Annotated in this window: 25 protein-coding genes and 1 tRNA gene; 20 read left to right on the forward strand and 6 right to left on the reverse strand. The window is 68.7% G+C overall.

The annotated features are described in order from the left end of the window. The first annotated feature begins 11 nt into the window (after window positions 1-11). From DBV35_RS20590 to DBV35_RS20600, 3 genes are read left to right on the forward strand one after another with little or no spacing between them, the layout of a single operon-like run. Entirely contained in the window at window positions 12-827 is an 816-nt protein-coding gene (locus tag DBV35_RS20590) for a thermonuclease family protein (RefSeq protein WP_108662261.1), read from the forward strand. Next, window positions 758-2,254: a M48 family metalloprotease gene (locus DBV35_RS20595; RefSeq protein ID WP_245944012.1), complete on the forward strand. Its 1,497-nt coding sequence runs from the start codon at window positions 758-760 to the stop codon at window positions 2,252-2,254. The genes DBV35_RS20590 and DBV35_RS20595 overlap by 70 nt, the downstream gene beginning before the upstream one ends. After that, complete coding sequence (locus DBV35_RS20600) at window positions 2,251-2,853, forward strand: histidine phosphatase family protein (protein ID WP_108662262.1); 603 nt, start codon at window positions 2,251-2,253, stop codon at window positions 2,851-2,853. The genes DBV35_RS20595 and DBV35_RS20600 overlap by 4 nt, the downstream gene beginning before the upstream one ends. Before the next feature lie 37 nt (window positions 2,854-2,890). Here the strand turns inward: DBV35_RS20600 and DBV35_RS20605 are convergent, their stop codons facing one another. Further along, on the reverse strand, window positions 2,891-4,105 hold the full coding sequence (locus DBV35_RS20605; RefSeq protein WP_108662263.1) for an argininosuccinate synthase: 1,215 nt from the start codon (window positions 4,103-4,105) through the stop codon (window positions 2,891-2,893). Between the two features lie 152 nt (window positions 4,106-4,257). Between DBV35_RS20605 and DBV35_RS20610 the strand changes: the two genes are divergently transcribed. Then, window positions 4,258-5,016, forward strand: a complete 759-nt coding sequence (locus DBV35_RS20610; protein ID WP_108662264.1) for an SDR family oxidoreductase — start codon at window positions 4,258-4,260, stop codon at window positions 5,014-5,016. Window positions 5,017-5,078: 62 nt separating this feature from the next. Next, the gene (gene mbfA / locus DBV35_RS20615; protein ID WP_108662265.1) at window positions 5,079-6,056 is read left to right on the forward strand and encodes an iron exporter MbfA; all 978 of its coding nucleotides are present in this window, start codon (window positions 5,079-5,081) and stop codon (window positions 6,054-6,056) included. 132 nt (window positions 6,057-6,188) lie between these two features. On the opposite strand, the gene DBV35_RS20620 is transcribed toward mbfA, so the two are convergent. Then, complete coding sequence (locus tag DBV35_RS20620) at window positions 6,189-7,091, reverse strand: class I SAM-dependent methyltransferase (protein ID WP_108662266.1); 903 nt, start codon at window positions 7,089-7,091, stop codon at window positions 6,189-6,191. 155 nt (window positions 7,092-7,246) lie between these two features. Between DBV35_RS20620 and DBV35_RS20625 the strand changes: the two genes are divergently transcribed. The 5 genes from DBV35_RS20625 to DBV35_RS20645 all read left to right on the forward strand — a co-directional run bounded on the left by DBV35_RS20625 (window position 7,247) and on the right by DBV35_RS20645 (window position 12,919). Next, complete coding sequence (locus DBV35_RS20625) at window positions 7,247-7,858, forward strand: pyridoxamine 5'-phosphate oxidase family protein (RefSeq protein WP_108662267.1); 612 nt, start codon at window positions 7,247-7,249, stop codon at window positions 7,856-7,858. Window positions 7,859-7,984: 126 nt separating this feature from the next. Next, the gene (locus DBV35_RS20630) at window positions 7,985-8,617 is read left to right on the forward strand and encodes a J domain-containing protein (RefSeq protein WP_108662268.1); all 633 of its coding nucleotides are present in this window, start codon (window positions 7,985-7,987) and stop codon (window positions 8,615-8,617) included. 71 nt (window positions 8,618-8,688) lie between these two features. Then, window positions 8,689-9,672 (forward strand): cobaltochelatase subunit CobS, encoded by a 984-nt coding sequence (gene cobS, locus DBV35_RS20635; protein ID WP_108662269.1) that lies wholly within the window; start codon window positions 8,689-8,691, stop codon window positions 9,670-9,672. Between the two features lie 267 nt (window positions 9,673-9,939). Next, complete coding sequence (cobT, locus tag DBV35_RS20640) at window positions 9,940-11,847, forward strand: cobaltochelatase subunit CobT (protein ID WP_108662270.1); 1,908 nt, start codon at window positions 9,940-9,942, stop codon at window positions 11,845-11,847. 19 nt (window positions 11,848-11,866) lie between these two features. Next, window positions 11,867-12,919: an esterase-like activity of phytase family protein gene (locus tag DBV35_RS20645; protein WP_108662271.1), complete on the forward strand. Its 1,053-nt coding sequence runs from the start codon at window positions 11,867-11,869 to the stop codon at window positions 12,917-12,919. Window positions 12,920-12,953: 34 nt separating this feature from the next. On the opposite strand, the gene DBV35_RS20650 is transcribed toward DBV35_RS20645, so the two are convergent. Both DBV35_RS20650 and rpmB read right to left on the reverse strand, forming a co-directional pair. After that, window positions 12,954-13,586, reverse strand: coding sequence for a queuosine precursor transporter (locus DBV35_RS20650; RefSeq protein WP_211100017.1), 633 nt, complete (start codon window positions 13,584-13,586; stop codon window positions 12,954-12,956). A 24-nt stretch (window positions 13,587-13,610) separates the two neighbouring features. Then, window positions 13,611-13,907: a 50S ribosomal protein L28 gene (rpmB, locus tag DBV35_RS20655; RefSeq protein ID WP_108662273.1), complete on the reverse strand. Its 297-nt coding sequence runs from the start codon at window positions 13,905-13,907 to the stop codon at window positions 13,611-13,613. Window positions 13,908-14,147: 240 nt separating this feature from the next. Here rpmB and DBV35_RS20660 point away from each other — a divergent pair, with 240 nt between their 5' ends. The 8 genes from DBV35_RS20660 (at window position 14,148) to DBV35_RS20695 (ending at window position 22,106) form a co-directional block, all read left to right on the forward strand. Beyond that, window positions 14,148-14,969, forward strand: coding sequence for a DUF3108 domain-containing protein (locus DBV35_RS20660; protein ID WP_157961883.1), 822 nt, complete (start codon window positions 14,148-14,150; stop codon window positions 14,967-14,969). A gap of 188 nt (window positions 14,970-15,157) precedes the next feature. Then, window positions 15,158-18,676, forward strand: coding sequence for a helicase-related protein (locus DBV35_RS20665; RefSeq protein WP_425428495.1), 3,519 nt, complete (start codon window positions 15,158-15,160; stop codon window positions 18,674-18,676). Then, the gene (locus DBV35_RS20670) at window positions 18,660-18,953 is read left to right on the forward strand and encodes an RNA-binding S4 domain-containing protein (protein WP_245944014.1); all 294 of its coding nucleotides are present in this window, start codon (window positions 18,660-18,662) and stop codon (window positions 18,951-18,953) included. Before DBV35_RS20665 ends, DBV35_RS20670 begins: the two co-directional genes overlap by 17 nt. Before the next feature lie 59 nt (window positions 18,954-19,012). Next, complete coding sequence (gene fdxA, locus DBV35_RS20675) at window positions 19,013-19,351, forward strand: ferredoxin FdxA (protein ID WP_108662275.1); 339 nt, start codon at window positions 19,013-19,015, stop codon at window positions 19,349-19,351. Window positions 19,352-19,669: 318 nt separating this feature from the next. Then, complete coding sequence (locus tag DBV35_RS20680; RefSeq protein ID WP_108662276.1) at window positions 19,670-20,245, forward strand: CarD family transcriptional regulator; 576 nt, start codon at window positions 19,670-19,672, stop codon at window positions 20,243-20,245. A gap of 111 nt (window positions 20,246-20,356) precedes the next feature. Continuing rightward, window positions 20,357-20,506 carry a DUF3096 domain-containing protein gene (locus DBV35_RS20685; protein WP_108662277.1) on the forward strand — a complete coding sequence of 50 codons (150 nt, stop codon included), beginning with the start codon at window positions 20,357-20,359 and terminating at the stop codon, window positions 20,504-20,506. A 292-nt stretch (window positions 20,507-20,798) separates the two neighbouring features. Then, entirely contained in the window at window positions 20,799-21,284 is a 486-nt protein-coding gene (locus tag DBV35_RS20690) for a (2Fe-2S)-binding protein (RefSeq protein ID WP_108662278.1), read from the forward strand. Window positions 21,285-21,308: 24 nt separating this feature from the next. Next, window positions 21,309-22,106 (forward strand): FAD binding domain-containing protein, encoded by a 798-nt coding sequence (locus tag DBV35_RS20695; protein WP_108662279.1) that lies wholly within the window; start codon window positions 21,309-21,311, stop codon window positions 22,104-22,106. Window positions 22,107-22,302: 196 nt separating this feature from the next. On the opposite strand, the gene DBV35_RS20700 is transcribed toward DBV35_RS20695, so the two are convergent. Both DBV35_RS20700 and DBV35_RS20705 read right to left on the reverse strand, forming a co-directional pair. Next, window positions 22,303-23,439 (reverse strand): esterase-like activity of phytase family protein, encoded by a 1,137-nt coding sequence (locus DBV35_RS20700; RefSeq protein ID WP_108662280.1) that lies wholly within the window; start codon window positions 23,437-23,439, stop codon window positions 22,303-22,305. Between the two features lie 134 nt (window positions 23,440-23,573). After that, window positions 23,574-23,648: transfer RNA gene (locus tag DBV35_RS20705), tRNA-Gly, on the reverse strand. A 218-nt stretch (window positions 23,649-23,866) separates the two neighbouring features. Here DBV35_RS20705 and DBV35_RS20710 point away from each other — a divergent pair. Together DBV35_RS20710 and DBV35_RS20715 are read left to right on the forward strand one after the other, a co-directional pair. Continuing rightward, on the forward strand, window positions 23,867-24,679 hold the full coding sequence (locus DBV35_RS20710) for an ion transporter (protein ID WP_245944015.1): 813 nt from the start codon (window positions 23,867-23,869) through the stop codon (window positions 24,677-24,679). A gap of 61 nt (window positions 24,680-24,740) precedes the next feature. Next, window positions 24,741-25,523, forward strand: a complete 783-nt coding sequence (locus tag DBV35_RS20715) for an alpha/beta fold hydrolase (protein WP_108662282.1) — start codon at window positions 24,741-24,743, stop codon at window positions 25,521-25,523. The last annotated feature ends 83 nt before the right edge of the window (window positions 25,524-25,606 follow it).

Here is a 25,606-nt window from a genome sequence, read left to right on the forward strand (position 1 = left end):
CGCCCCGCGCGATGGACCGCTCGAACCGGCTCCGCGCGCGCCCCGTTCCCCATTCGATCCGTCGGCGCCAGCCCGGCATGATGGCGCGGATCGTCGCAGCCATCGCCCTCGCCGCCGCCCCGGCCGCCGCGGAGCCCTGTTTCGAGGCGGATGAGCCGGTCGAAATCGCCGCGATCGACGGCCGCGAGGCGCTTCAACTCACCGACGGACGGGCCGTCCGGCTCGCCGATATCCGCATCGCCGAATCCGAAAAGCTCGCGGCACGCGCGAGGGTTGTCCTTGAGGAGGCCGGTCCCGGCACCCTCCTCTTGCGGCCCGTTCGGGGCGCGCCGACGGATCGGTACGGACGACTTCAGGCCGATATTGTCGTCAAAGACACAGGGGCAAGTCTTCGCGAACAGATCGTGCTCAATGGCCTTGCGTTCGTCGACCCGACTGTTATTTCGGAAGGGTGTCTGACATCGCTTTTCGCGGCGGAGCGGGCGGCAGAAACCGCTGGCTTCGGTCTCTGGGGACGTCCGGAATCCGTGCTCGACGCAGCACGGGCCGATCTCACCCGGTATACCGGCCAGTACGCACTGGTGAGCGGCACGGTCAAGAGCGTCGGTGAGACGAAGCGAACGTTATATCTAAACTTTGGTGAAAACTTCCGGACCGATTTTACCGCCATCATCCGCCGGGCTGACGCCAGCGGGTGGGGGAGCGAACTAGCGGCTCTTGCCGGCGAAAGCGTTCGGATTAGGGGTGTGTTGGAAGCGTGGAACGGCGGCTTGATCCGAGTCGAGCATCCCGCTCAGATCGAGCGGCGGGACAGCTCCGGGCTCTAGCTCTCTCGATCACTCTCGCGCTCGGAGCCTGTGGCGGCTCCGTCGGCGAGAAGCCGCTTCTGACCACGGCCCAGCCGCCGCAGGCGGAGGTCGCGCAGACGACGGCCCCGCGTCCGCCCCGCACCGAGGAGCATCTGAAGCTCATCGGCGCCTATGGCGGCGTCTACTCCAACCCGCAGATCGAGGTCGCCGTGACCGACCTCGTGAACCGTCTGGTCGCGGCCTCCGCCCAGCCGGAGCGGACGATGCGGGTGACGATCCTCAACTCGCCGGCGATCAACGCCTTCGCGCTCCCCTCGGGCGACCTCTACGTCACGCGCGGCCTCATCGCGCTCGCGAACGACGAGAGCGAGCTCGCGGCCGTGATCGCGCACGAGATCGCCCACGTCACCGCCGACCATGCGCGCCTGCGCCAGCGCCAGGCCCAGGCCGCCGCGCTCGCCAAGCGCGTGAGCGACGTCGTGTCCGACCCGTCGATCCGCGCCGACACGCGCGAGACGGCCGAGATCAGCCTCGCCACCTTCAGCCAGCAGCAGGAATTCGAGGCCGACGAGATCGGCGTGAAGACGCTCGCCTCGGCCGGCTTCGACCCGTTCGCGGCCTCGCGCTTCCTCACCTCGATGGCCCGTTTCGCGAGCCTGCCGTCGCTGAACGCGGCGACGCAGGAGGGCCCGGGCTTCCTGTCCTCCCACCCGTCGACCCCCGCGCGCGTCGACCACGCCAAGCGCGCCGCCCGCGCCTATGGCGCACCGGGGATCGGCCGCACGGCGCGCAACACCTATCTGCGCACGCTCGACGGCACGCTTTATGGCGACGACCCGCGCGAAGGCTTCGTGCGCGGCCGCGAGTTCGCCCATGTCGAGCTCGGCATCGCCTTCACGGTGCCGGAGAACTACGTCCTCAAGAACACCTCCGCCGCCGTGCTCGCGACCGACGGGGCCCACACCGCGATCCGCTTCGACGCGGTCGGCGTGCCGGACGCGACCTCGCTCTCCGACTATCTGCGCTCGGGCTGGGTGAAGGGGCTCATCGACGATTCGATCCGCACCGAGCGGATCGGCGGGCTCGACGCGGCGGTCGCCTCCGCCCTCGTCGAGGGGTGGTCCTTCCGCATCGCGGTGATTCGCGGGCCGCAGCGGGTCTACCGCTTCATCTTCGCCTCGTCGAAGCCCGCCTCGGCCTACGAGGAGGCGTTCCGCAACACCATCAACTCTTTCCGCCTGCTGTCGCCCTCGCAGCGCGCCTCGATGCGGCCGCTCCGCATCCGCGTGATCCCGGTCCGTCCGAACGAGACGGCCGAGACGCTCGCCATGCGCATGTACGGGGTGGAGGATCCGATGAAGATCCCGCTCTTCGAGACGCTGAACGGCCTCGGCGACGATCGCGACCTCGTCTCCGGCGACCTCGTGAAGATCATCACCGAATGATCCGCGCCCTCGCGCTCTGCCTCGCCCTGTGGGCGGGCGGCGCGTCGGCCGAGCCTGCACCGGCGATCGACGCGATGCGCGATGGCGGCGCGGTCATCTTCCTGCGCCACGCCGCCACGAACCAGGACGAGATCGACACCGGCCGCCTCTACGACCGGCCCGGCCAGCGCAATCTCAGCGAAGCGGGCCGGCGGCAGGCGCGGGCGTTGGGCGAGGCCTTCGCCGCGCTCGACATCCGCTTCACGCGGATCCTCGCGAGCCCCGTCTATCGCGCCACGGACACCGCCGCGCTCGCGTTCGGGGAGGGTGGGTTCGAAATCAGCATGGAGATCGTCGCGGACGAGTATGCCGGGGCGGCGCTCGGCGCGATGCTGCGCGCGACGGACCGGCTCCTGTCGGAGACCCCGCCCGCGGGCGAAAATCTCCTCCTCGTCGGCCACCGGATTCCGCTGCAAATGGTGACGGGCGACCCGTTCCCGGATGCACGGTTGCCCGAGGGGGCGATGGCGGTCTTCCGCACCGAGGGCGGGGCGCGCCGCCTTGTCGGCATCGTCACCGCGGACGCCCTCTTCGCGGCGGCCGGGGTCGTGGTGGAGTAGGGCGCAGACCGGCGAAAGGCCGCCCGCGCCCGCTCGATCAGCGGTCGCGCTGGGCGAGGATGCGCAGGCGCAGGCCGTTGAGGCGGATGAAGCCCGCCGCGTCCTTCTGGTCGTAGGCGCCGGCATCGTCCTCGAACGTGACGATCTTCTCCTGGTAGAGCGACTTCGGGCTCGAACGGCCCGTCACGATGACGTTGCCCTTGTAGAGGGTCAGCGTCACCCGGCCTTCGACATCGGCCTGTGAGGTGTCGATCGCGGCCTGGAGCATGGTGCGCTCGGGCGAGAACCAGAAGCCATTATAGAGCAGCTCCGCATAGCGCGGCATCAGCTCGTCCTTCAGGTGCGCGGCGCCGCGGTCGAGCGTCAGGCTCTCCATCGCGCGGTGCGCGACGTGGTAGATCGTGCCGCCCGGCGTCTCGTACACGCCGCGCGACTTCATGCCGACGAAGCGGTTCTCCACGAGGTCGAGGCGGCCGATGCCGTTGTCGTGGCCGAGCTTGTTGAGCGCGGTCAGCAGCGTCGCCGGGCTCATGGCCTCGCCGTTCAGCGCGACGCCGTCGCCTTCCTTGAAGTCGATCGCGATCTCGGTCGCCTTGTCGGGCGCCTCCATCGGGCTCAGCGTGCGCTGGTAGACGATCGAGGGCGGCGCGACGGCCGGGTCCTCGAGCACCTTCCCCTCGGACGAGGAGTGGAGGAGGTTGGCGTCGACGGAGAAGGGCGCGTCGCCCTCCTTGTCCTTCGTCACCGGGATCTGGTTCAGCTTCGCGAACTCGATGAGGTCGGTGCGCGACTTGAACTCCCAGTCGCGCCACGGCGCGATGACGCGGATCGCGGGGTCGAGGGCGGCATAGCCAAGCTCGAAGCGGACCTGGTCGTTGCCCTTGCCGGTCGCGCCGTGGGCAACGGCGTCGGCGCCGGTCTCGTGCGCGATCTCGATCTGGCGCTTGGCGATCAGTGGGCGCGCGATGGAGGTGCCGAGGAGGTAGACGCCTTCATAGAGCGCGTTGGCGCGCATCATCGGGAAGACGTAGTCCTTCACGAAGGTCTCGCGCAGGTCTTCCACGTAGATCTCGCGGCAGCCCATCATCTCGGCCTTGCGGCGTGCGGGCTCGAGCTCCTCGCCCTGGCCGAGATCGGCGGTGAAGGTCACCACCTCGGCGTTGTAGGTGGTCTGGAGCCACTTGAGGATGATCGACGTGTCGAGACCGCCGGAATAGGCGAGAACGACTTTCTTGGGCGCGGGCGCGGTCATGGCGTGCTCTTGAAGGGGCGGGAATGGCGCGGTGTGTGCCACGCGAGGCCCATCGGCGCAAGCGTTGCGCGCCGTGCTTTGGCCGCAGGAAGCGGGACGCCCCGCACCCGCCGCGCCGCTAGGAGGCCCCCGGCAGAGGACGGGAGGCAGCCATGCCGAGACTTCAAGGCAAGACCATCATCGTCACCGGCGCAAGCAGCGGCATCGGCGAGGCCGCCGCGCGCCTCTTCGCCGCCGAGGGCGCGCGCCTCGTGATCGGCGCGCGGAGGGCCGACCGCCTCGCCGCGCTCGCCGGGGCGATCAACGAAGTGGGTCCCGGACGGGCCGTCGCGGTTGCGGGGGACGTGCGTGAGGAGGCGCACGCCGCCGCCCTCGTCGACGCGGCGCTCACGCATTTCGGCGCGCTCGATGGGGCCTTCAACAACGCCGGCGCCGTCGGGGCGCTCGCCCCCGCCGCGGAGCTCGCACGCGCGGATTGGGAGGCGACGATCGCCACCAACCTCACGAGCGGCTTCCTCGCCGCGCGCCACCAGATCCCGGCGCTGAAGGCAGCCGGCGGCGGCGCGATCGTCTTCACCGGCTCGTTCGTCGGCCACACGTTGGGTCTTCCCGGCATGGCCGCCTACGCGGCGGCGAAGGCGGGGCTCGTCGGCCTCACGCAGGTCCTCTCGGCCGAGCTCGGCGGGGCGGGGATCCGCGTCAACGCGCTCCTGCCGGGCGGCACCCACACCGCCGCCGCGGGCGACGATCCCGCCTTCCACGACTGGGTGCGCGGCATCCACGCGCTGAAGCGCATGGCCGCGCCGGAGGAGATCGCGCGCGCCGCGCTCTTCCTCCTGTCGGAGGACGCAAGTTTCCTCACCGGCGCCGCGATCCTCGCCGACGGGGGCGTGTCTGTCGTGCGCACCTGAGGCGTTGACGTTCGCCTACGTATGCTTAGATTGGATTTATTCCAATTAAGAGGTGGCATCGCATGTTTGCGAGCATGTCGGGACGCCGGCGCTTCGGGGATCTCTCGGAGCAGGAAGTCCTCGCTCTCGCCGTGTCGTCCGAAGAGGACGACGCGCGCATCTATCGCTGGTACGCCGAGAAGCTGCGCGGCGAATTTCCCGCGAGCGCCGCCGCCTTCGACGAGATGGCGGCGGAGGAGGACGAGCATCGCCGCCGCCTCATCGACCTCCACACTCGCCGCTTCGGCCCGGTCATCCCGCTGATCCGGCGCGAGCACGTCGCGGGCTACTATGCCCGCCGCCCGGTCTGGCTCGTCGAGCAGATGGGGCTTGAGAAGATGCGCGCGGAGGCGGCGCGGATGGAGGACCAGGCGCACGATTTCTACGTGCGCGCGGCCCAGTCGAGCACCGACACCGACACGCGCCGCTTCCTCGGCGACCTCGCCGCCGCCGAGACCGGGCACCGCAACGCGTGGGACACGATCGAGGAGCGGAACCTCCCCGCCGACGTGCGCTCGGCGGAGGACGAGGCCGCGCATCGCCGCTTCGTGCTCACCTATGTGCAGCCGGGCCTCGCGGGGCTGATGGACGGGTCGGTCTCGACCCTCGCGCCGATCTTCGCCGCCGCTTTCGCGACGCAGGACACCTGGCAGACCTTCCTCGTCGGCCTCGCGGCGTCCGTGGGCGCCGGCATCTCGATGGGCTTCACCGAGGCGGCGTCCGACGACGGGGTGATCTCCGGGCGCGGCTCGCCGGGCACGCGCGGGGTGGTGACGGGCGTCATGACCACCATCGGCGGCCTCGGCCACGCGCTCCCCTATCTCATCCCGCACTTCTGGACGGCGACGGTGCTCGCGCTCGTCTTCGTGCTGATGGAGCTCTGGGCGATCACCTGGATCCAGAACCGCTACATGCAGACGCCGTTCTGGCGCGCGGCGCTTCAGATCGTGGCGGGCGGCGCGCTCGTCCTCGGCGCGGGGGTGCTGATCGGGCAGGCCTAGAACACGTCTCGCTCATTCCGCATCGGATTGAGCGAGAAAAGCGTGTTCGCTCCGTCGGTCTGGCGCGATTGCTCTTCGCTCAGGTTGATCCAACCTGAGCGGCAAGCGCGCCAGGCGGCCCGCCCGCGGCCCTCAGCGGCGCAGGAAGATGAAGCGCGCCAGCGAGTTCTTGCGCCGCGTGAAGGCGAGGCGCGAGTTGCGCAGATAGTGCTCGAACCAGGTGAACTTCTCCTCGCCCCAGCGCGCGACGATCGTCTCGCGATGGGCGCGCAGGTTCGCGATCCACGCCTGGAGGGTGAGCGCGTAGTCCTGCGGGTCGTTCTCCAGATAGGCGAGGCGGAAGGTCGGTGCGGCGCCCTCCACGACTTCGGAGATGAACGGGATGTCCGATTGCGGGAACACGGTCTGCGGGAGCCAGGCCTTCGATTCCTCGAAATTGACCGCGTCCCACACGATGGTCTGCAGCGAGAAGGCCGCGCCCGGCTTCAGGACCGTGTGCAGCCGGTCGAAGAAGTTGCGATAGACGGCGATCTTCTGCATCCGGTCCATCTCGGGACGGGCGAAATGCTCGAACGCGCCGATCGAGATCGCCCCGTCGAAGCGCATCTCGGTGTCGAAGGCGAAGAAGTCCTGGAGCATCACGCTGACGCCGGGCCAGCCCTGCGCCAGGATGTGGTCGTTCTGGTCGCGCGAGAGGGTGAGGCCGAGCGCTGACGTTGCCCCGCGCTCGGTCACCGCGCCCTTCAGGATCGCGCCCCAGCCGCAGCCGATATCGAGGATCGCATGCCCGTCGGAGACGCGCGCGCCGTCGAGATGGAAGGCGAGCTTGGCCACTTGCGACTGGGCAAGGTCCTCAGCGATCGGAGCCCGCGACAGCGGGTCGTGCCAGCGGCCGGACGAGTAGGACAGCGACTTGTCGAGCCACAGCGAGAAGAAGGCCGTGTCGTTGTCGTAGTGGTACTCGATCGCCTCCGACGCGCTCATCTTCTGCGCGTCGTCGATGTTCGCCGGCGTAAAGTTCTGGTTCTTCGTCAAAGTTCACCCCATGGCTCTGCCGGCGGCAGATGGTTCGAATGGGCGATCGCCCCGCGCCTTGCGGCGGCGTGATTCTGCGTGGCGAGGCATCTCATCGCGGGGTACATGAAACTGTCCGTCAATCACAAGCCGGTCGAATAGAGGAGCACTGTCCCATGGTCGACTACATTGACTCAGAGGAGGCGCTCCTCGCGCACTACGGTATGCCGAAGCTGCCGTCCACGGTGAAGGTCTCTCCGGTCGTCACGCCCCATTATCGCGAATGGATCGAAGCCTCGCCCTTCTGCGCCCTCGCGAGCGTCGGGCCGGAGGGGCTCGATTGCAGTCCGCGCGGCGACGCTGGGCCGGTGGTCCGCATCCTCGACGAGAAGACGATCGCGATGCCCGACCGGCGCGGCAACGACCGGATCGACACGCTGCGCAACATCGTGCGCGACCCGCGCGTCTCGCTGATGTTCCTGATCCCCGGCTCCGGCACGGTCCTGCGCGTCAACGGCCGCGCCCGGATCACCTCCGACGAGGCCTTGCGCGAGAGTTTCGCGATGGACGGCAAGTTGCCGCGCACGGTCACGGTGGTGAAGGTCGACGAGGTCTATTTCCAATGCGCCCGCGCGGTCGTCCGCTCGAACATGTGGCAGGGCGGCCATGCCGATCCGGCGACCCTGCCATCCATCGGGCTCATGCTCGAGACGCTCTCGAGCGCGGCGATCGACGGCAAGGAATATGACGCCGAATGGCCCGGCCGCGCGGCGAAGACCATGTGGTGACGGCGTGCACCCGCTGGTCGCATGACGCGGTGCAACAATTTGCGGTGATCGGTGCGGTGCGGGAGGCTGTTAGGAGCGCAAAGTCAAGTCCTTGTCGGCTCCCCCGGCGCCACCCATAATCGGCCGATGGATTTCTCGTCGAAAGACTATGACCGCATTCGCGCATCGCGGCGCCGCGGCTCCGGCCGTGGCAACGGCGGGGCCACGGCGGATGCGCCCGTCATGGCGCGCCGGTGCGCCTGGGAGGGTTGCGGCGAGCAGGCGGAATACCGGGCGCCGAAAGGGCGCGGCAAGGAAGGCCAGTATCACTGGTTCTGCCTCGACCATGTTCGGGAATACAACAAGACTTACAATTACTTCGAAGGGATGACCGACGACGACGTCATCGCCTACCAGCGCGACTCGATCACCGGCCACCGCCCGACCTCGCCGATCGGCGTGCGCGGCGAGGGCAAGGCGCGCGCGGCGAAGGCCGCCTGGTCCGGCATCGTCGACGATCCCTTCGTGCTGTTCGGTGAGATGGGCGGGGCCGCGCCGCGCCCGGAACCGGAGCGCCGCCGCCCGAAAGGACCGGAGCGCGACGCCTTCGAGGTCATGGGTCTGGAGCACGACGCCTCGAAGGAAGCGATCAAGTCGCGATACAAAACCCTTGTAAAGCGTCACCATCCTGACGCAAACCAGGGAGACCGCAGCTCCGAGGAGCGATTGCGCAGCGTTATCAATGCCTACAACGTGCTTCGTCGCGCCGGGTATTGTTGATCGTTTGGGCAATCCCAAACCAGCCTAGTCGCGCGCCCGCAGTCGGGTGCTGACTTGCCGAGGAAGACGAGATGGCAGAGACGCAAACCGCGTCAACGCGAATGCCTGACATCACGGTGTCCGCCCACCAGACGTTTGGCATCGATTCCGATATGGAAGTTCCGGCCTTCGCCGAGCCGACCGAGCACGTTCCGGACGTCGATCCGTCCTACGTGTTCGATCCGCCGACCACGAAGGCCATTCTTGCCGGCTTCAAGTACAACCGCCGCGTCCTCATCGCGGGGTATCACGGCACCGGCAAGTCGACGCATATCGAACAGGTCGCCGCGCGCCTCAACTGGCCGTGCGTTCGCGTCAACCTCGACAGCCACATCAGCCGCATCGACCTCGTCGGCAAGGACGCCATCGTCGTGCGCGACGGCGCGCAGGTGACGGAATTCCGCGACGGGATCCTACCCTGGGCGCTGCAGACCAACACCGCCCTCGTGTTCGACGAGTATGACGCCGGCCGTCCGGACGTGATGTTCGTGATCCAGCGCGTGCTCGAAGTCGCGGGCCGGCTGACGCTGCTCGACCAGAACCGCGTGATCCGCCCGCACCCGGCCTTCCGCCTCTTCGCCACGGCGAACACGGTCGGCCTCGGCGACACGTCGGGCCTCTATCACGGCACGCAGCAGATCAACCAGGGCCAGATGGACCGCTGGTCGATCGTGACGACGCTCAACTATCTGCCGCACGAGGTCGAGACCGAGATCGTCCTCGCCAAGTCGCCCCACTACCAGACGGACGAGGGACAGCAGACCGTTGCAAAGATGGTCCGCGTCGCCGATCTAACACGCAACGCCTTCGTCAACGGTGATCTGTCGACGGTGATGAGCCCGCGTACGGTCATCACCTGGGCGGAGAATTCCGAGATCTTCGGCGATATAGGTTTCGCCTTCGAGGTGTCGTTCCTCAACAAGTGCGATGAGACCGAGCGGACGATCGTGGCCGAGTTCTTCCAGCGCTGCTTCGGCAAGGACCTCGCGCAGGCGGCATCGCGCATCGTGAACTGATGAAGGCGCGCCGCCGCCATTGATGGCGGCGCCCTTCGGGACCGACCGGGGTGAGCGGCGCATCCGCGTCGCGCCGGCCCCGCCCGTCGGTCCGGGACTGGGTGCCTCGCGGTGCGGCCCGAAAGGGTCCGCCGGCGGGGCGAAGCCGGGCCCCGCGCGGCATGTCCGCGTCCTCCCGGCCATCCTCCGACATGGCGAGTCGGCGGCGTTATCGCGGGGGCGTGGCACGCGCCCGCGTCTAGCATTGACCAAGGAGGGTCGATCCGGATGGCAGGCCTCGGCGACAACAATCGCAAGACGAAGCTGCCCGATGCGCGGCACGAAACCTTTCGCAACGCCGTGTCGGGCACGATGCGCGCGATCGCCGGCAAGCCGGATCTCGAGGTCGTCTTCTCCAGCGACAAGCCCTCGCTGAACGGCGACACGGCGCGCCTGCCCGAGCCGCCCCGCCGCCTCTCCCCGAAGGACATCGCGATCACGCGCGGCATCGGCGATTCGATGGCGCTGAAGCTCGCCGTCCACGACGCCGCGCTCCACCAGAAATACGCCCCCGAGGGCGCCGACGCGCGCGCCGTGTTCGACGCGGTGGAGACCGCGCGCTGCGAGTCGCTCGGCGCGCAGGCGATGCAGGGCGTCGCCGACAACATCTCCGCGATGCTCGAGGACCGCTATCATCGCGGCAACTATCACGAGATCACCGACCAGGCCGACGCGCCGCTCCAGGACGCGCTCGCCCTCCTCGTGCGCGAGAAGCTGACCGGGGCGAAGCCGCCGGAGAGCGCGCAGAAGCTCGTCGATCTGTGGCGCCCGTGGCTGGAAGAGAAGTGCGGCCGCAATCTCGACGGTCTCGCGACGCAGATCGGCGACCAGAAGGGCTTCGCCACCGCGATGCGCGATATCCTCGCGCAGCTCGACATGGCCGAGGAACTCGGCGAGGAGACCGGCGAGGACGACGAGAACCAGGACGGCCAGTCCGAGGTCGAGAACCCGGAAGAGGCGAGCGGCGAAGCCGGTGACGACGACACCGAAGATAACGCCGCGCCGCAGGATTCGGAGCGCAGCGGCGAGGAAGAGACCGCCGAGGACGTCGAGGATTCGGACTTCACCGCCGAGGACGTGCGCGAAGACGACATGGGCGATGCGGACGAGTCGACCGACGGCGTGCGCGTCGAGGACCCGGACGCCCGCACCGCCTTCGGCACCGATTATCGCGTCTACACGCGCCAGTTCGACGAGGTGATCACCGCCGAGGAGCTCTGCGACACGGCCGAGCTCGACCGTCTGCGCGGCTTCCTCGACCGTCAGCTCACCCACCTCCAGGGCGCCGTCGCGCGCCTCGCGAACCGCCTGCAGCGCCGTCTGATGGCGCAGCAGAACCGCTCGTGGGATTTCGACCAGGAGGAGGGTGTGCTCGACACCGCGCGCCTCTCGCGCATCGTGATCGACCCGATGCAGCCGCTCGCCTTCAAGATGGAGCGCGACTCTGAGTTCCGCGACACGGTCGTCACCCTCCTCATCGACAATTCGGGCTCGATGCGCGGGCGGCCGATCACCGTCGCGGCGACCTGCGCCGACATTCTCGCCCGCACGCTGGAGCGCTGCCACGTGAAGGTCGAGATCCTCGGCTTCACGACGCGCGCCTGGAAGGGCGGCTCGTCGCGCGATCACTGGCTCCAGCACGGCAAGAAGCCTTCGCCGGGCCGGCTCAACGATCTGCGCCACATCATCTACAAGGCCGCCGATGCGCCGTGGCGCCGCGCCCGCCGCAATCTCGGCCTGATGATGCGCGAGGGGCTGCTGAAGGAGAATATCGACGGCGAGGCGCTGGCCTGGGCGCACGATCGCCTGCTCGCCCGCTCCGAGCAGCGGCGCATCCTGATGATGATCTCGGACGGCGCGCCGGTCGACGATTCCACGCTGTCGGTCAACGCCGGCAACTATCTCGAGAAGCACCTCAGGGCCGTCATCGCGGAGATCGAGGAGCGCTCCCCGGTCGAGCTGATCGCCATCGGCATCGGCCACGACGTGACGCGCTATTATCGCCGCGCGGTGACCATCGTCGACGCGGAGGAGCTGGCGGGCGCGATGGTGAACCAGCTCGCCGACCTATTCGACGACGAGCGCGAGAAGCAGCCGCGCCGGCGCGGGCGGCGGGCGCAGCGCAAGGCCGCCTGACGGCAGGGCCGTGCCCCGGATGACCCGGCCCCACCGCTCCCTGGGACGACGATCGCGGCGCGCCGCCCTCTGCGGCGCGCTCGCCCTCACGCTCGGCGCGCTGACGCTCGCCGAGAGCACCCACGCCGAGCCCATCGATCTGCGCTGGCGCACGATCGACCGCTTCCGCATCGGCGAGGACCCGGCGGACCGGCTGCGCTTTCTCGGTGGGATCAGCCTCTTCGGCCCGCGCCATTTTGGCGGCCTCTCCGGCCTCCTCGTCGACGGGGATCGTTTCCTCGCGGTCAGCGATGTCGGCCAGTGGTTCTCCGGGCGCTTCCTGGAGGAGGACGGCCGCCTCACCGGCGTCGCCGACACCGAGCTATGGCCCCGGCGCGATCACAATGGCGACGAGATCCGGACCAAGCGCGCCGGAGACGCCGAGGCGCTGACGCTTGTGCCGGGCGGCGTGCGCACCGTCGTGGAGGGCGCCGCGCAGCATCTCGTCTACCCGGCCGACGGCCTCGTGATCGACCGCGACGCACGGCCGCGCCGGATCGATGTCCACGCCACCATCACCTCGCTCGCCAAGCGGCACGGGGTCGAGAGCCTCGCGACGCTGCCGACCGGCGAAGTGATCATGATCCTCGAAGGCAACACGCGCACGGGCGACGTGATCCCCGCCTTCCGCGACGGCGCGCGCTTCTCGATCGCGCGGCGCGGAGAGTGGTCCATCACCGGCGCCGACGCGCTGCCGGGCGGCGATCTCGTCATCGTGGAACGCTATTATGGCGGCGGGATCGACGTGCGGATGCGTGTGCGCCGGCTCGGCGCGGACGCGGTGGCGAAGGCGGGGGAGGGGACGGTCGTCGACGGCCCGATCCTCCTGGAGGCCGACTTCTCCGAGGAGATCGACAACATGGAGGCCATCGCCGCACAGGTCCGCGACGGCCGGATCGAGCTCACGCTGATGTCGGACGACAATCTGTCCTTCCTGCAGCGCTCGCTTCTCCTGCGCTTCGCGATCGGCGACCCGACGCCGCGCGCGAACCCGCTGCGCGTCGCCTCGGCGAAGCCGGCGACGCGGGCCTGATCATTCGGCAGGATTGATCGGAAGGATGGCCGCGTCAGGCGCGGCCGGTCGCGACCCGCGAGACGAGGAAGCGATAGGGGCCGAGCGCGAAGCCGGCGACGAGCAGCTTCACCGTGCAGTCGGCGATCGCCCAGGACACCCAGCGCGCGGTCTCCGGCAGGCCCTCGATCCCGAAAAGGTGATCGGTGGCCGTGGCGAAATCGTCGGTCGCGAAGGGGATCATCGCGGAGAAGGCGATGGTGAAGAACAGCGCCGTGTCGACCACGGAGGCCGAGAGTGAGGAGAGGAGCGGCGCGCGCCACCAGGTCATGTGGCGCAGCCGGTCGAACATCGCGACGTCGTAGAATTGCGCGACGAGGAAGGCCGTGCCCGACGCGAACGCGATCCGCGGCGTCGACAGGAGCGCCGACAGCACGATCGCCACCGCGAAGCCCACGAGCGCGACCTGGCGGGCGCGGTGCGGGCCGAACGTGCGGTTCACGACGTCGGTGACGAGGAAGGCGAAGGGATAGGTGAACGCGCCCCAGGTCAGGATATCGGCCAGGTTGAGGCCGAAGAGCTGGCCCATGACCGGATGCTGAACGAGGATGTTCGACGCCACGACGACCGCCGCCATCGCGGCGACAGCCGTCATCAGCGCCATGCGCGGGGAGACGTTGGCAGCCATTCCGTTGCGCGAAAGCCGGGCGTGTTACGCGGCCGGGGCGCTTTCGCCAGCGGCGACGACTTCGCGCTTCAGGCGGAGCATCCGCTCGGACAGCGCCGCATCGTCGGCCTTCGCGAGGAACGCGTCGAGACCGCCCTGGTGCTCGACCGTGCGCAGCGCGGCAGCGCTGATGCGCATCTTCACGCGGCGGTCCAGCTTGTCGGAGATGAGAGTGACGTCGACGAGGTTCGGGAGGAACCGCCGCTTCGTCTTGTTGTTCGCATGGCTGACGTTGTTGCCAACCAGCACGCCCTTACCCGTGAGTTCGCAGCGTCGCGCCATTACACATTCGTCGGACCCAGCCGACGCCCTATCAAGAAATTTCGGTGAGGAGCGGTGAATAGGGATCGCAGGACGCCACGTCAAGCGTTTCGGTCCACTGAAATCGGGTCGCAGGTGCGGCGGCGACTCGCATTCAGCTTGAATTCAGCCCCGGAAGCGGTTTGATCTCACTGCGGCCATCCCATAAAGCAAGAGTGCTCGACGCTGGCCGGCCTGCTGCGCACGTTGGGGGAGAGTGCTTTGAGAGTCTGGACGTCCGTCCTCTTGATCACCGCGCTCGTCGTGGCGCCGGTCGTCGTTCAGCCGCAAGCCCGCGGCACGACGAAGACCACTGTCGACGCCGTTTATGAAATTTCCATTGCCGGCTGGGGCATCGCGCGCGCCAACATGCAGATGAAGATGACCGGCGACGCCGCCCGCGGGGCGTACGACGCCGAGCTCTTCATGCAGCCGAAGGGCGTCGCGAAGATCGTCACGGCCGTCCGCACCTCCGTGTCCGCCGCCGGCGAGACGAACCGGGGCAAGGTGCTGCCGACGAATTATCGCGTGCGGGCGGAGGAGATCCGCCAGCCCGTCGCGGTCGATATGAAGATGAGCCAGGGCAGCGTGACCTCGCTGCGCGCGGTGCCGCCGCTGAAGTCGCTCCCCGGCCGCGTGCCGGTGACGAACGCGCACCGGCGCAACATCGTCGATCCGCTCTCCTCCGGCCTCCTGCCGATCAAGTCGGCGGACGCGAGCGACGCGTGCCGGAACACGCTGGAGATCTTCGACGGTTGGACGCGCTACAACGTGAAGCTCTATTTCAAACGCACCGAGAATGTCGCGACGTCGGGCTATAACGGCCCGGTCACGGTGTGCGGCGCGCGCTGGGTGCCGGTCTCCGGCCATCGCCCGGCCAAGAAGGAAGTCCAATATCTGGAGCAGAACCGCGCGCTTGAGATGTCGGTCGTGCCGCTGCCCGAGGCGGGGGTCGCAATCCCCTACCGGGTGAGCATCGGCACCCCGAACGGCGAGATCCTGATCGAGCCGAGCCAGATGCGGATCTCCTCGGCCGGTGTCTGACCGGCTTGACTTCGGCGGCGGATGCGGCGTTTTGACACGCACCGTCCGGCCGCCAGCAGCGAGGATGGTCTGATGCGTTGACGCCAGGCGGGCCGGAGTCGGCCTCGAGCCTCGCGCGGGATCACGTCGTGACCCGCATTCCCGAAACCGCGCCGACGGTCCCTGCCGGCGCTTCCGAGGTACGGATTGTGATTTCCAGTCCCCTCCCCAGTCGCCATGAGCGGGCGCGCAACGTCACCGCCGTGCTCGGCCCCACCAACACCGGAAAGACGCATCTCGCGATCGATCGGATGCTCGCGCGCCGGTCGGGCCTCATCGGCCTGCCGCTGCGCCTGCTCGCGCGCGAGGTCTATGGCCGCATGGTCGCCCGCGTCGGGCCGGAGGCGGTGGCGCTGATCACGGGCGAGGAGAAGATCATCCCCGCCGGTGCGCGCTATCATGTGGCGACGGTCGAGGCGATGCCGCTCGATCTCGACGTGGAGTTCGTCGCGATCGACGAGGTCCAGCTCGCGGCCGATCTCGAGCGCGGGCGCGTCTTCACCGACCGCATCCTGCGCGTGCGCGGGGCCTACGAGACTCTGCTCCTCGGCGCGCTCACGGCCCGTTCGCTGCTGGAGCGGCTCGTTCCGGGCATCAACGTCGTCACCCGCCCGCGCATGTCGGTGCTGACCTATGCGGGCGAGAAGAAGCTCACCCGCCTGCCGCCGCGCTCCGCCGTGGTCGCCTTCTCGGCCAATGAGGTCTACGCCATCGCCGAGCTGATCCGCCGCCAGCGCGGCGGGGCGGCGATCGTCATGGGCGCGCTGTCGCCGCGCACGCGCAACGCGCAGGTCGAGCTTTTCCAGTCCGGCGATGTCGACTTCCTCATCGCCACCGACGCGATCGGGATGGGCCTCAATCTCGACGTCGACCACGTCGCCTTCGCCTCGGCGCGCAAGTTCGACGGCTACCAGTTCCGCCAGCTCAGCGCCGCCGAGCTCGGCCAGATCGCCGGCCGCGCCGGCCGCCACACGCGCGACGGCACGTTCGGCGTCACCGGCCGCGTCGCGCCCTTCGAGGATGCGCTCGTCGAGGCGCTGGAGACCCACGCCTTCACCCCGGCGAAGGTCTTCCAGTGGCGCAATCCCGATCTCGATTTCTCGTCGATCGCCGCGCTGCGCCGCTCGCTGGACGAGCCCGCGCGCGAGGAAGGGCTCGTGCGCGCCCCGATCGACGACGACCAGAAGGCTCTCGAGCACGCGACGAAATCGCCGGAAATCATGGACCTCGCGTCCACGAAGGCGCTCGTCACGCGGCTCTGGGAGGTCTGCCAGGTGCCGGACTATCGCAAGATCGCGCCGGCCAACCATGCCGATCTGATCCTGACCTTGTTCCAGTTTCTTGCGCAGGACGGCGTCATTCCGGATGAATGGATTGCCCGGCAGGTGCGTTACGCGGACAAGACGGATGGCGACATCGACACGCTGTCCAACCGCATCGCGCATGTCAGGACCTGGACTTTCGTCGCCAATCGGAATGATTGGCTTGCCGATCCGCAAGAATGGCGTGAAACAACCCGCCAAGTGGAGGACCGCTTGTCCGATGCGCTGCATGAGCGTTTGATGCAGCGTTTTGTGGACCGGCGCACCAGCGTGCTGATGAAGCGGCTGAGAGAGAATGCGATGCTGGAATCAGAAGTGAACGACTCTGGGGATGTGATTGTAGAGGGCCAGCATGTGGGCGCCCTGCATGGATTCCGTTTCCAGGCCGACGCCTCCACCGGCGACCCTCGCGATCTGAAGGCGCTGCGTGCGGCGGCGTCCAAGGCACTCACGAAGGAGCTGGAGCGGCGGGCGGAGAAGGTGTCTCAGGCGCCCGACCCGGCGTTCACGCTGGGATCCGACGCCGCGATCCGCTGGCAGGGGGCGGTGATCGCCCGCGCCACGGCGAGCGACGAGGTGCTGAAGCCGAATGTCGTGCTCCTCGCCGACGAGATCCTGCCGGCCCCCGCGCGCGAGCGGGTACAGGGTCGGCTGAACCAGTGGCTCACCGCCCACATCGAGGGGATGCTGAAGCCGCTCTTTGACCTCCGCAACGCGGACGCGCTCGACGGTGGCGCGCGCGGCCTCGCCTATCGCATCAGCGAGGGGCTCGGCAGCGTGGAGCGCGCCGCGGTGGCGGACGAGGCGAAGGCGCTCGACCAGCCGGCGCGTGCGGGCCTGAGAGCCCTCGGGGTGCGCTTCGGGGCCTACCACATCTTCGTGCCGGCGCTCCTGAAGCCGGCGCCGAGCCAGCTCATCGCGCTCCTCTGGGCGCTGAAGAATGCCGATCTCGAGGTGCCGGGCCTCTCCGAGGTGCCGCAGCTCTCCGCCTCCGGGCGCACTTCCATCACCGTCGATCCGACGGTGCCGGCCGAGCTCTATCGCGTCGTCGGCTTCCGCGTGTGCGGGCCGCGCGCGGTGCGCATCGACATCCTGGAGCGCCTCGCCGACCAGATCCGCCCGCTCGTCGCGTGGCGCCCGGCGCCCGAATCCGGCGAGCCGCCGGCGGGTGCCGTGCCCCAGGGCGGCGGCTTCCTCGTCACCGTGACGATGACCTCGCTCCTCGGCTGCTCGGGGGAGGATTTCGCGGCGGTGCTGACCTCGCTCGGCTACCGCGTCGACCGGCACGAGGCGAGCGCGGCCGAGCGTGAGGCGATCCGCGCCGCGAGCGAAGTGCGCAGCCGCGCGCCGAAGCGCCCCGACCCGAAGGCGCTGCGCGCCGAGGGCCGCCCGGCCGTTGCCGCGCCGGCGCACGGGGATGAGACCATCGAGGCCGTCGCTGCCGACGACACGCTCGCCGATCTCGACCACGAGCCCGTCGAGCACGACGAGCACGACGCCATCCACGGCGACGAGACGATCGAGGCTGTCGAGGTGAGCGAGGCGGTCGAGGCGAGCGAGGAAGGCGACACCGTCGAAGCCGTCGAGACGGCCGACGCGGCGGAACCCGTCGCGGACGATGCCGCCCCGGAGGAGACCTTCGCCGCGCCGGTCGAGGAGCCGGTCGCCGAGGCCCCGGCCGCGGAAGAGGCTGTCGCGGAGGAGGCCGTTGCGGCCGAGCCCACGGAGACCGAGGCCAGCGTCGAAGCCGAAGCGGAGCCCGAAGCCGAAGCCGAAGTCACTGCCGAGGGCGAAGCCGAACCGGTGGCCGTCGAGGAACCGGAGGCCGTCGCCGAAGCGGATGCCGGTGCTGAAGTTGCGCCCGCCGAGGGCGAGGCTGCGGCCGAGGACGCGCCGGTCGTCATCGAGGTGTGGCGCGTGCCGCGGCACCATCGGGGCGACCAGCAGCGCCGTCGCCGTGGCGGCGGGCGTCCGGGTGCGCCGCAGGGCGAAGGCGGCGGTGGCCGTCGCGGGCAGGACCATCGCCGTCCGCGCCGCGACGGACAGCGCCCCGGCGAGGGGCACGCCCCGGCCGCCGCGGCGTCCGCGCCGTCGGCACCGGGCGGTGCGCCGGGTGGCGCGCCCGCGGCCGAGGGGCCGTCGGAGCCGCATCACCGCTCCGGCCCGCGCGAGGACCATCACCGCGATCGCGGCGAGGGCAAGCGCGGCAAGAAGGGGAAGAAGCCGCAACGCACCGAGGCGCCGCAGAAGCCGCAGCGCCGCGAGCGCGAGGCCGATCCCGATTCGCCCTTCGCGGCGCTCGCCATCCTGAAGCAGCAGATGGAAAAGGGTGCGGGCGATCGCTGAGGCGGAGAGCGAATCCGGCGGTCAGCGCCTCGACAAGTGGCTGTGCTACGCCCGCTTCGCCAAGACGCGGACCGTGGCACAGGCCCTCGTCGAGGGTGGCAAGATCCGCATCAATCGTGAGAAGGTGACGTCGTCGAGTCGTCTCGTGCGAACCGACGACGTGCTGACGATCAGCCTCCCGCGCGACGTGCGGGTCGTCCGCGTCATCGGCTTCTCCGAACGGCGCGTGTCTCCGCCGGAAACGGCACGTCTTTACGAAAATTTATCCGAGAATTGAGCCCGCCTTGTGCGCCGTCGGCCAAGGTCGTACATCGCGGGCAACAGGAGGCCCTATCCGTGACCTACATCGTCGGCGAAGCGTGCATCAAGTGCAAGTACACCGATTGCGTCGAAGTCTGCCCGGTGGACTGCTTCTACGAGGGTGAGAACATGCTCGTGATCCACCCGGACGAGTGCATCGACTGCGGCGTCTGCGAGCCGGAATGCCCGGCCGACGCGATCAAGCCGGACACGGAGCCGGGTCTCGAGAAGTGGCTGGAGCTCAACGCCAAGTACGCGGCGGAGTGGCCGAACATCACCGTCAAGAAGGATCCGCTGCCCGAGGCGGAGAAGTTCGACGGCATGGCGGACAAGTTCGCGAACCACTTCTCGCCGGAGCCTGGCGAGGGCGACTGATTCGCGCCCGATCGTTCCGACTATCTCTAAGTTTGATCGAAGACCAGCCGGGTCCCTTCAATTGTGCGCCGCGGTGTGCTATATTAGTCAAATGCCGGTTGGAAAGCCCGCGCGAGCGTGAGCGCACGGGGTGCCGTCCGGACCGGCAACCTGGAGCTATTGTGGAGTTCCCTTCAACGAGCAGCACATTCACAAGCGGCACGCGTGCGTCGTGAGTCGCACGGCGTCGTTACTCTGGCTGCGATGGCGCTTTCCATAAAAACAATGGCACACCCGTCCTTCAAGGGCGCGTGTTCCCGCGAGGAGTATTCAGACCCTATGGCAACGGTGAAAAAGGTCGCCACGAAATCGGCGTTCAGACCGAGCGAGCACGTCGTATATCCGGCCCACGGTGTGGGTCAGGTCCAAGCGATCGAGAAGACCGAGTTTGCCGGCCACGAATTGGAATTGATTGTCGTCACCTTCGCCAAAGACAAGATGACGCTTCGCGTCCCTGTCGCCAAGGCGAAGACGGTGGGCATGCGTAAGCTCGCCGATGCCGAGACGATGAAGAAGGCCCTCGACACCGTTGCAGGCCGTGCGCGCGTGAAGCGCACCATGTGGAGCCGCCGCGCGCAGGAATATGAGGCGAAGATCAACTCGGGTGATCTCGTCGCCATCTCCGAAGTCGTTCGCGATCTCTACCGGGCCGAAAGCCAGCCTGAGCAGTCCTACTCCGAGCGGCAGCTCTATGAAGCCGCGCTCGACCGCATGGCGCGCGAGATCGCGGCCATCAACAAGTCGGACGAGACGGCCGCCGTGAAGCTGATCGAGACGCAGCTCGCCAAGAGCCCGAAGCGCACCGCCAAGGTCGACGAGGCGGACGAGGAAGAGCTCCAGGAAAAGGCCGCCTGACGCCTTATTCGTCAGCACGATCAAATTTCGCCTTTACCAACAAACGGGGTGGCTCTCTGAGCCGCCCCGTGTTTTTGTCGCGCCCGTCGTCAACGGATGCAGTGCTGAGCCATGGAAACCCTAAGCGCCCAACCGGTGGCCGCCCTCGTGATCGGCGTCATCGTCCTCATCTTCCCGAAGATCCTGAACTATGCGATTGCCGCATACCTGATCTTCATTGGCGTCACGGGCCTCTGGCCAAACCTCGCCATCGGCGGCTGAACCGCCCGGCGGCGCCGCGCCCCGCACGGCCCCGCCACACCGCGCCGGACCTCGCCCCGGCGCTGGCCTATTTGCAGATCCCCTTGCCCGACGCGCCAACGCGCGGGGCCCGGATCGGCCGAGGCCAATTTCCCTAAGTATTTCAATCTGAACGAGAAAATCCTGTCGCACGCGGCGGGATTTTGGCGTTTGCCGCCATCCACCCGCTTCTGGTAGCGTTGCAAGAACTGGAAAAAGTCCAGCGGCCGCCCCGACCGGGCCCGGCCGCGTCGGGCGAGGGGGAGAGTGGGGCATGAGCGAGGTCAAGCTCACCGTGAACGGGCGCGAGGTTTCGCGCGAGGTGGAAGACCGCACGCTGCTCGTGACGTTTCTGCGCGAGCATCTGGGGCTCACCGGCACGCATGTCGGCTGCGACACGTCGCAGTGCGGGGCGTGCACGGTGCATGTCGACGGGCACGCGGTGAAGAGCTGCACGGTGCTCGCCGCGCAGGTGTCCGGCGCGTCGGTGACGACGATCGAGGGGCTTGCAGAGGGCGGCACGCTGCACCCGATGCAGGAGGCCTTCCGCACCCATCACGGCCTCCAGTGCGGCTTCTGCACGCCGGGGATGATCATGATGGCGGTCGACATCGTGGAGCGCCACGGCGCGCTCGACGAGGAGACGATCCGCAAGGAGCTCGAAGGCAACATCTGCCGCTGCACCGGCTACCACAACATCGTGAAGGCCATCAAAGCGGCCTCCGATGAGATGAGCGCCCCCGCGATGGCGGCCGAGTAGGCGCCGGACAGGAGAGACGGGGACATGTACGCAACGAATTATGCGAAGGCGACGAGCCTCGAGGATGCGGTCGCGAAGCTCGGCGCGGCGGAGGACGGGAAGTTCCTCGGCGGCGGTCAGACGCTGCTCGCGACGATGAAGCAGCGCCTCGCGGCGCCGAGCGACGTCATCGACGTGACGAAGATCCCCGAGCTTCAGGGGATCAGCGTCGAGGCGGACCGCGTGGTGATCGGCGCGGCGACGACGCACGCGGCGGTGGCGGCCTCCAAGGAGATCGCGGGCGCGATCCCGGCGCTCGCCTATCTCGCCGGCACGATCGGCGATCCGGCCGTGCGCAACATGGGCACGATGGGCGGCGTTCTCGCCAACAACGACCCGGCGGCGGACTATCCGGCGGCGGCGCTGGCGCTCGACGCGACCATCATGACCTCGAAGGGCGAGCACGCGGCGGCGGACTATTTCGTCGGCATCTTCGAGACGGCGCTGGAGGATGACGAGATCATCACCAGGATCGCCTACAAGATCCCGCGGAAGGCCGGCTACGAGAAGTTCCGCAACCCGGCCTCGCGCTACTCGCTGTGCTCGGTGTTCGTGGCGCTGCTCGCGGACGGGCCGCGCGTTGCGGTGACGGGCTCGGGCAACGAGGGCGTCTTCCGCGTGCCGGAGATGGAAGCCGCGCTCGCCTCGAACTGGTCGCCGGACGCGGTACGCGGGGTGAAGATCGACCCCGAGACGATGCTCGCCGACATCCACGGCTCGGCCGAATATCGCGCGCACCTCATCCCGGTCCTCGCCGCCCGCGCCGTCGCGAAGGCGGGCTGAAGACCTGCGAAGGCGGGCTGGAGGCAAAAAAAGTGGCCACCCAAAAATGGGTGGCCAGGCAGGTTGTCGAAGGTGGATGTGCTGTGTCCGGACGGGGGACGGCCGGTCTCAGCCAACAGGTAAACGCCCCGCCGCCCGGTTGGTTCCGTCCCTTCCGCGAAAAAATGCGTTTTTTCGAACGGGGCGGTCCGAGGGCTCAGTCGGCCGGGGCAGGGTTCACCGCGAACACCAGAAGCTGGTTGTCGCGCGCGCCGTCATTGTCGTTCAGCATGATCAGCGAGCGGCGCCCGTCGGCAAGGTCCGGCCCGAAGATCAGCGCCTCGTAGGAAAGGACGCCCGCGACGCCGGTCTCGCCCGCGAGGAGATCGTCGAGGTCGAGGACAAGGCGCTTCGCCACCGGCGTGACATCCGCACCGGCGAGCGTGTCGAGCGCCATCACGTCGCTCGCGCCTGACAGGTCGATCTCGAAGATCTTGATGTTGCGGCTCGGCGGGTTGGACCCCGGCGTGTCCGGCCATTCCCGCTCCAGCGCCAGGAGGGTCGTGCCGTCGATCGCAAGGAGGTCGACGAGCGAGTTGGCGCCTTCGCCGGACAGCGTGTCCTCGCGCGGCGACACTTCGTAGGCGAATTCCGCGGCCGGCACCCAGGCGCCGTCCCGCTCCTCATAGCGGATGATGCGGGCGAGGCCGCTTGCCCCGTTGCCCGACTTCGCGGACGGCCCGTCCTGGACGAGCGTGTCCTCGGGCGCGGCGAAGAGGGCGGAGAAATCCGGCGTGAAGGTCAGCGATTCGAAGCCGGCCGAGGCGAAGATGCCCTGCGTCAGCGTCCCGTCCGCGGCCTGGTTCCGGGTGTGGTCGTACTTGCCGTCGATCGCGACCCTGCGAAGGAAGCTGCCGTCCGGCTTCGCGACGTGCATGAAGACCGGCGTGTTCGTCCCGCCGCGGCTCTCGGAGGCCCAGAGGAGCTCGTCCTTGCGCGCATCGTAGGCGATCGCCTCGGGGTCGAGGCTGCCGTCCACCCAGGCGCCGCCCTCGGCGTCGGGGTTCTGGAACTGCCGGCGCTCGACCCAGCGGATGGTCGGCGCGGTGCCGTCCGCACCCACCACGATCTCGATGAGATAGAAGGGCGCCGCGTCGGTGACGTCGGAGATGCCGTAAAAGAGGTTGTCCGCGCCGGCATGGGTGAGGCCGGAGATGCCGACGACGGGACCGCCCTCGAAATCCTGCGCGTAGGGGATCGTCGCCGTGCCGAGGAGGTCCAGCGAGCCGATCGAGTCGGCGTGCGCCGGGGCCGCGAGCGCGAGCGTCGCGGCGGCGAGAAGGAAGCGAGCCATGTTCGTTCCACGCTGTGGTGAAGGTTGGCCGCGGTCCTAAAGATCCAACATGACAGGGGTTTGATGTCGCCCCCACGCAGCGCGCACGCGCCGGCGCTTCGCGGTTCGGTCCGTTGCGGTGTGGGGGGAGGGGCTGGAGCGGGCGATGGGGATCGAACCCACGACATCAAGCTTGGGAAGCTTGCGTTCTACCACTGAACTACACCCGCCTCGCCGCCACAACACGCTGAACCGGTCGCGGTGTCAAGGGAGAGGACGTGCGACGCACAGCCCGTCGCGAACCCGCCCAATGCGCTTGACGGACAGGCTGGCCCGCCGCAAACGAGGCCGCGGGACCACGCGCGCCGCGGCGCCCGCCATCCGTCCCGCCCCTTTTTGCGTGCGCCCGAAGCCGGGCGGCGCGCGCTCCGCGTCCTTGGAGGTGTCCGTGCTCGAGCCTGTTCGCCGACTGGTGGAATCGCGCCAGTGGGAATATTTCATCGTGGCGCTGATCCTCATCAACGCCGTGATTCTCGGCCTGATGACCTCCTCGCAGGTGATGGGCGCGGTCGGCCCGCTCCTCAACCTCCTCGACGGGCTGATCCTCGCCGTCTTCGTCATCGAGATCGCGATGCGGATTGCCGTCTACCGCCTCCGCTTCTTCAAGGACGGGTGGAGCCTCTTCGACTTCTTCGTCGTCGCGATCGCGCTGATGCCGGCGAGCCGGGGCTTCTCGGTGCTGCGGGCGCTGCGCATCCTGCGGGTGCTGCGCCTCGTCTCGGTGGTGCCCTCGCTGCGGCGCGTCGTCGGCGGCCTCATCGCGGCGCTGCCGGGGATGGGCTCCATCGTGTTCCTGATGGCCATCATCTTCTACGTCTTCTCGGTGATGGCGACCTCGCTCTTCGGGGCGAGCTTCCCGGACTGGTTCGGCTCCATCGGCGCGTCGGCCTATTCGCTCTTCCAGATCATGACGCTGGAATCGTGGTCGATGGGCATCGTGCGGCCGGTGATGGAGGTGTACCCGCACGCCTGGGTTTTCTTCGTCCCCTTCATCATGGTCACCGCCTTCGCGGTCCTGAACCTCTTCATCGGTATCATCGTGTCGGGGATGCAGCAGGAGGTCGAGGAGGAGGCGAACGCGAGCCGCCAGGCCCTCCACGACGAGCAGGCCGTCATGGCGAACGACATCAAGGCGCTGCGCGAGGATGTCCGCACGCTGACCCTCGCCATCGAGCGCCTCGCCGAGGGCCGCCCGGCGTGACCGGCCGCCACCCGATGCGCACGACAGGCCACCCGAATTGCACGACAGGAAAGGCCGCGCGATGACGACTGCGCCAGCGACGAGGGTCATCGCCCTTCACGCCGCGACCCGCGACCGGCACGATTTCGCGGGGCTCATCGACGCGCTGCCGGGCTTCGCCTTCGATTGCCGCGACCTCCTCGGCCACGGCGACGCACCGCGCATCCCGGACTATTCGGTCGAGGCGATGGCGGACGAGATCGCGCCCCTCGTGGGCGACGACCGGCCGCTCCTCTACGGCCATTCGCTGGGCGGCCTCGTCGCGCTGGCGACCGCCGCGCGCCTTCCGGGGCGCGTGCGCGCGCTGGTGCTGGAGGACGCGCCGCTCTTCGAGGCGATGATGCCGCGCCTCGCCGAGACGAATTTCTATCGCGGCTTCCAGGGGCTGAAGCGGCTGATGACCGGGCGCGCGGCGGGCTACACGCGCGCCGACTGGGAGCGTGAGGTCGCCAACTGGCCCTCCGGCCATCGCGGCCAGACGATGACGGACGCGTTCGGGGAGCCCGGCATTCGCCTGCGCGCCGGACAGCTCGCGGCCTTCGACCCCCGCGTCCTCGACGCGCTGATGGACGGCCACATCGCCGACGGATACGACGCGATCGCGCTCCTGCGCCGTGTCGCAATCCCCGTCATCTACATCGCCGGATCGCGCGATCTCGGCAGCGCGATCACCCCGGAGGACGTCGCGCGGATCGCGGCTGAGCCCAACGTCACGGTCGACCAGGTCACCGACGAGGGGCACTTCATCCACGAGGTGATGCCAGAGCGCTGCGCGACGGCCGTCAGGACCCTCGCCACCGCCTGACCGGCGGTCGCGCCAGCCCGGCGCAATCAACGACGCCTATCTCCTTTGCGGTCCGCGCGCCCGTGGCGTGTCGACGATCGCCG

The sequence above is a fragment of the Acuticoccus kandeliae genome, assembly GCF_003073115.1.

What these genes read in the sequence shown, in the direction of transcription:
- DBV35_RS20685 (WP_108662277.1), top strand. Translation starts at nt 20,357, where the DNA reads ATGGAAACCCTAAGCGCCCAACCGGTGGCCGCCCTCGTGATCGGCGTC.
- DBV35_RS20680 (WP_108662276.1), top strand. Translation starts at nt 19,670, where the DNA reads ATGGCAACGGTGAAAAAGGTCGCCACGAAATCGGCGTTCAGACCGAGC.
- DBV35_RS20695 (WP_108662279.1), top strand. Translation starts at nt 21,309, where the DNA reads ATGTACGCAACGAATTATGCGAAGGCGACGAGCCTCGAGGATGCGGTC.
- DBV35_RS20600 (WP_108662262.1), top strand. Translation starts at nt 2,251, where the DNA reads ATGATCCGCGCCCTCGCGCTCTGCCTCGCCCTGTGGGCGGGCGGCGCG.
- DBV35_RS20605 (WP_108662263.1), bottom strand. Translation starts at nt 4,105, where the DNA reads ATGACCGCGCCCGCGCCCAAGAAAGTCGTTCTCGCCTATTCCGGCGGT.
- DBV35_RS20610 (WP_108662264.1), top strand. Translation starts at nt 4,258, where the DNA reads ATGCCGAGACTTCAAGGCAAGACCATCATCGTCACCGGCGCAAGCAGC.
- DBV35_RS20645 (WP_108662271.1), top strand. Translation starts at nt 11,867, where the DNA reads ATGACCCGGCCCCACCGCTCCCTGGGACGACGATCGCGGCGCGCCGCC.
- DBV35_RS20590 (WP_108662261.1), top strand. Translation starts at nt 12, where the DNA reads ATGGACCGCTCGAACCGGCTCCGCGCGCGCCCCGTTCCCCATTCGATC.
- DBV35_RS20715 (WP_108662282.1), top strand. Translation starts at nt 24,741, where the DNA reads ATGACGACTGCGCCAGCGACGAGGGTCATCGCCCTTCACGCCGCGACC.
- cobT (WP_108662270.1), top strand. Translation starts at nt 9,940, where the DNA reads ATGGCAGGCCTCGGCGACAACAATCGCAAGACGAAGCTGCCCGATGCG.
- DBV35_RS20700 (WP_108662280.1), bottom strand. Translation starts at nt 23,439, where the DNA reads ATGGCTCGCTTCCTTCTCGCCGCCGCGACGCTCGCGCTCGCGGCCCCG.
- cobS (WP_108662269.1), top strand. Translation starts at nt 8,689, where the DNA reads ATGGCAGAGACGCAAACCGCGTCAACGCGAATGCCTGACATCACGGTG.
- DBV35_RS20625 (WP_108662267.1), top strand. Translation starts at nt 7,247, where the DNA reads ATGGTCGACTACATTGACTCAGAGGAGGCGCTCCTCGCGCACTACGGT.
- DBV35_RS20630 (WP_108662268.1), top strand. Translation starts at nt 7,985, where the DNA reads ATGGATTTCTCGTCGAAAGACTATGACCGCATTCGCGCATCGCGGCGC.
- DBV35_RS20690 (WP_108662278.1), top strand. Translation starts at nt 20,799, where the DNA reads ATGAGCGAGGTCAAGCTCACCGTGAACGGGCGCGAGGTTTCGCGCGAG.
- mbfA (WP_108662265.1), top strand. Translation starts at nt 5,079, where the DNA reads ATGTTTGCGAGCATGTCGGGACGCCGGCGCTTCGGGGATCTCTCGGAG.
- DBV35_RS20650 (WP_211100017.1), bottom strand. Translation starts at nt 13,586, where the DNA reads ATGGCTGCCAACGTCTCCCCGCGCATGGCGCTGATGACGGCTGTCGCC.
- rpmB (WP_108662273.1), bottom strand. Translation starts at nt 13,907, where the DNA reads ATGGCGCGACGCTGCGAACTCACGGGTAAGGGCGTGCTGGTTGGCAAC.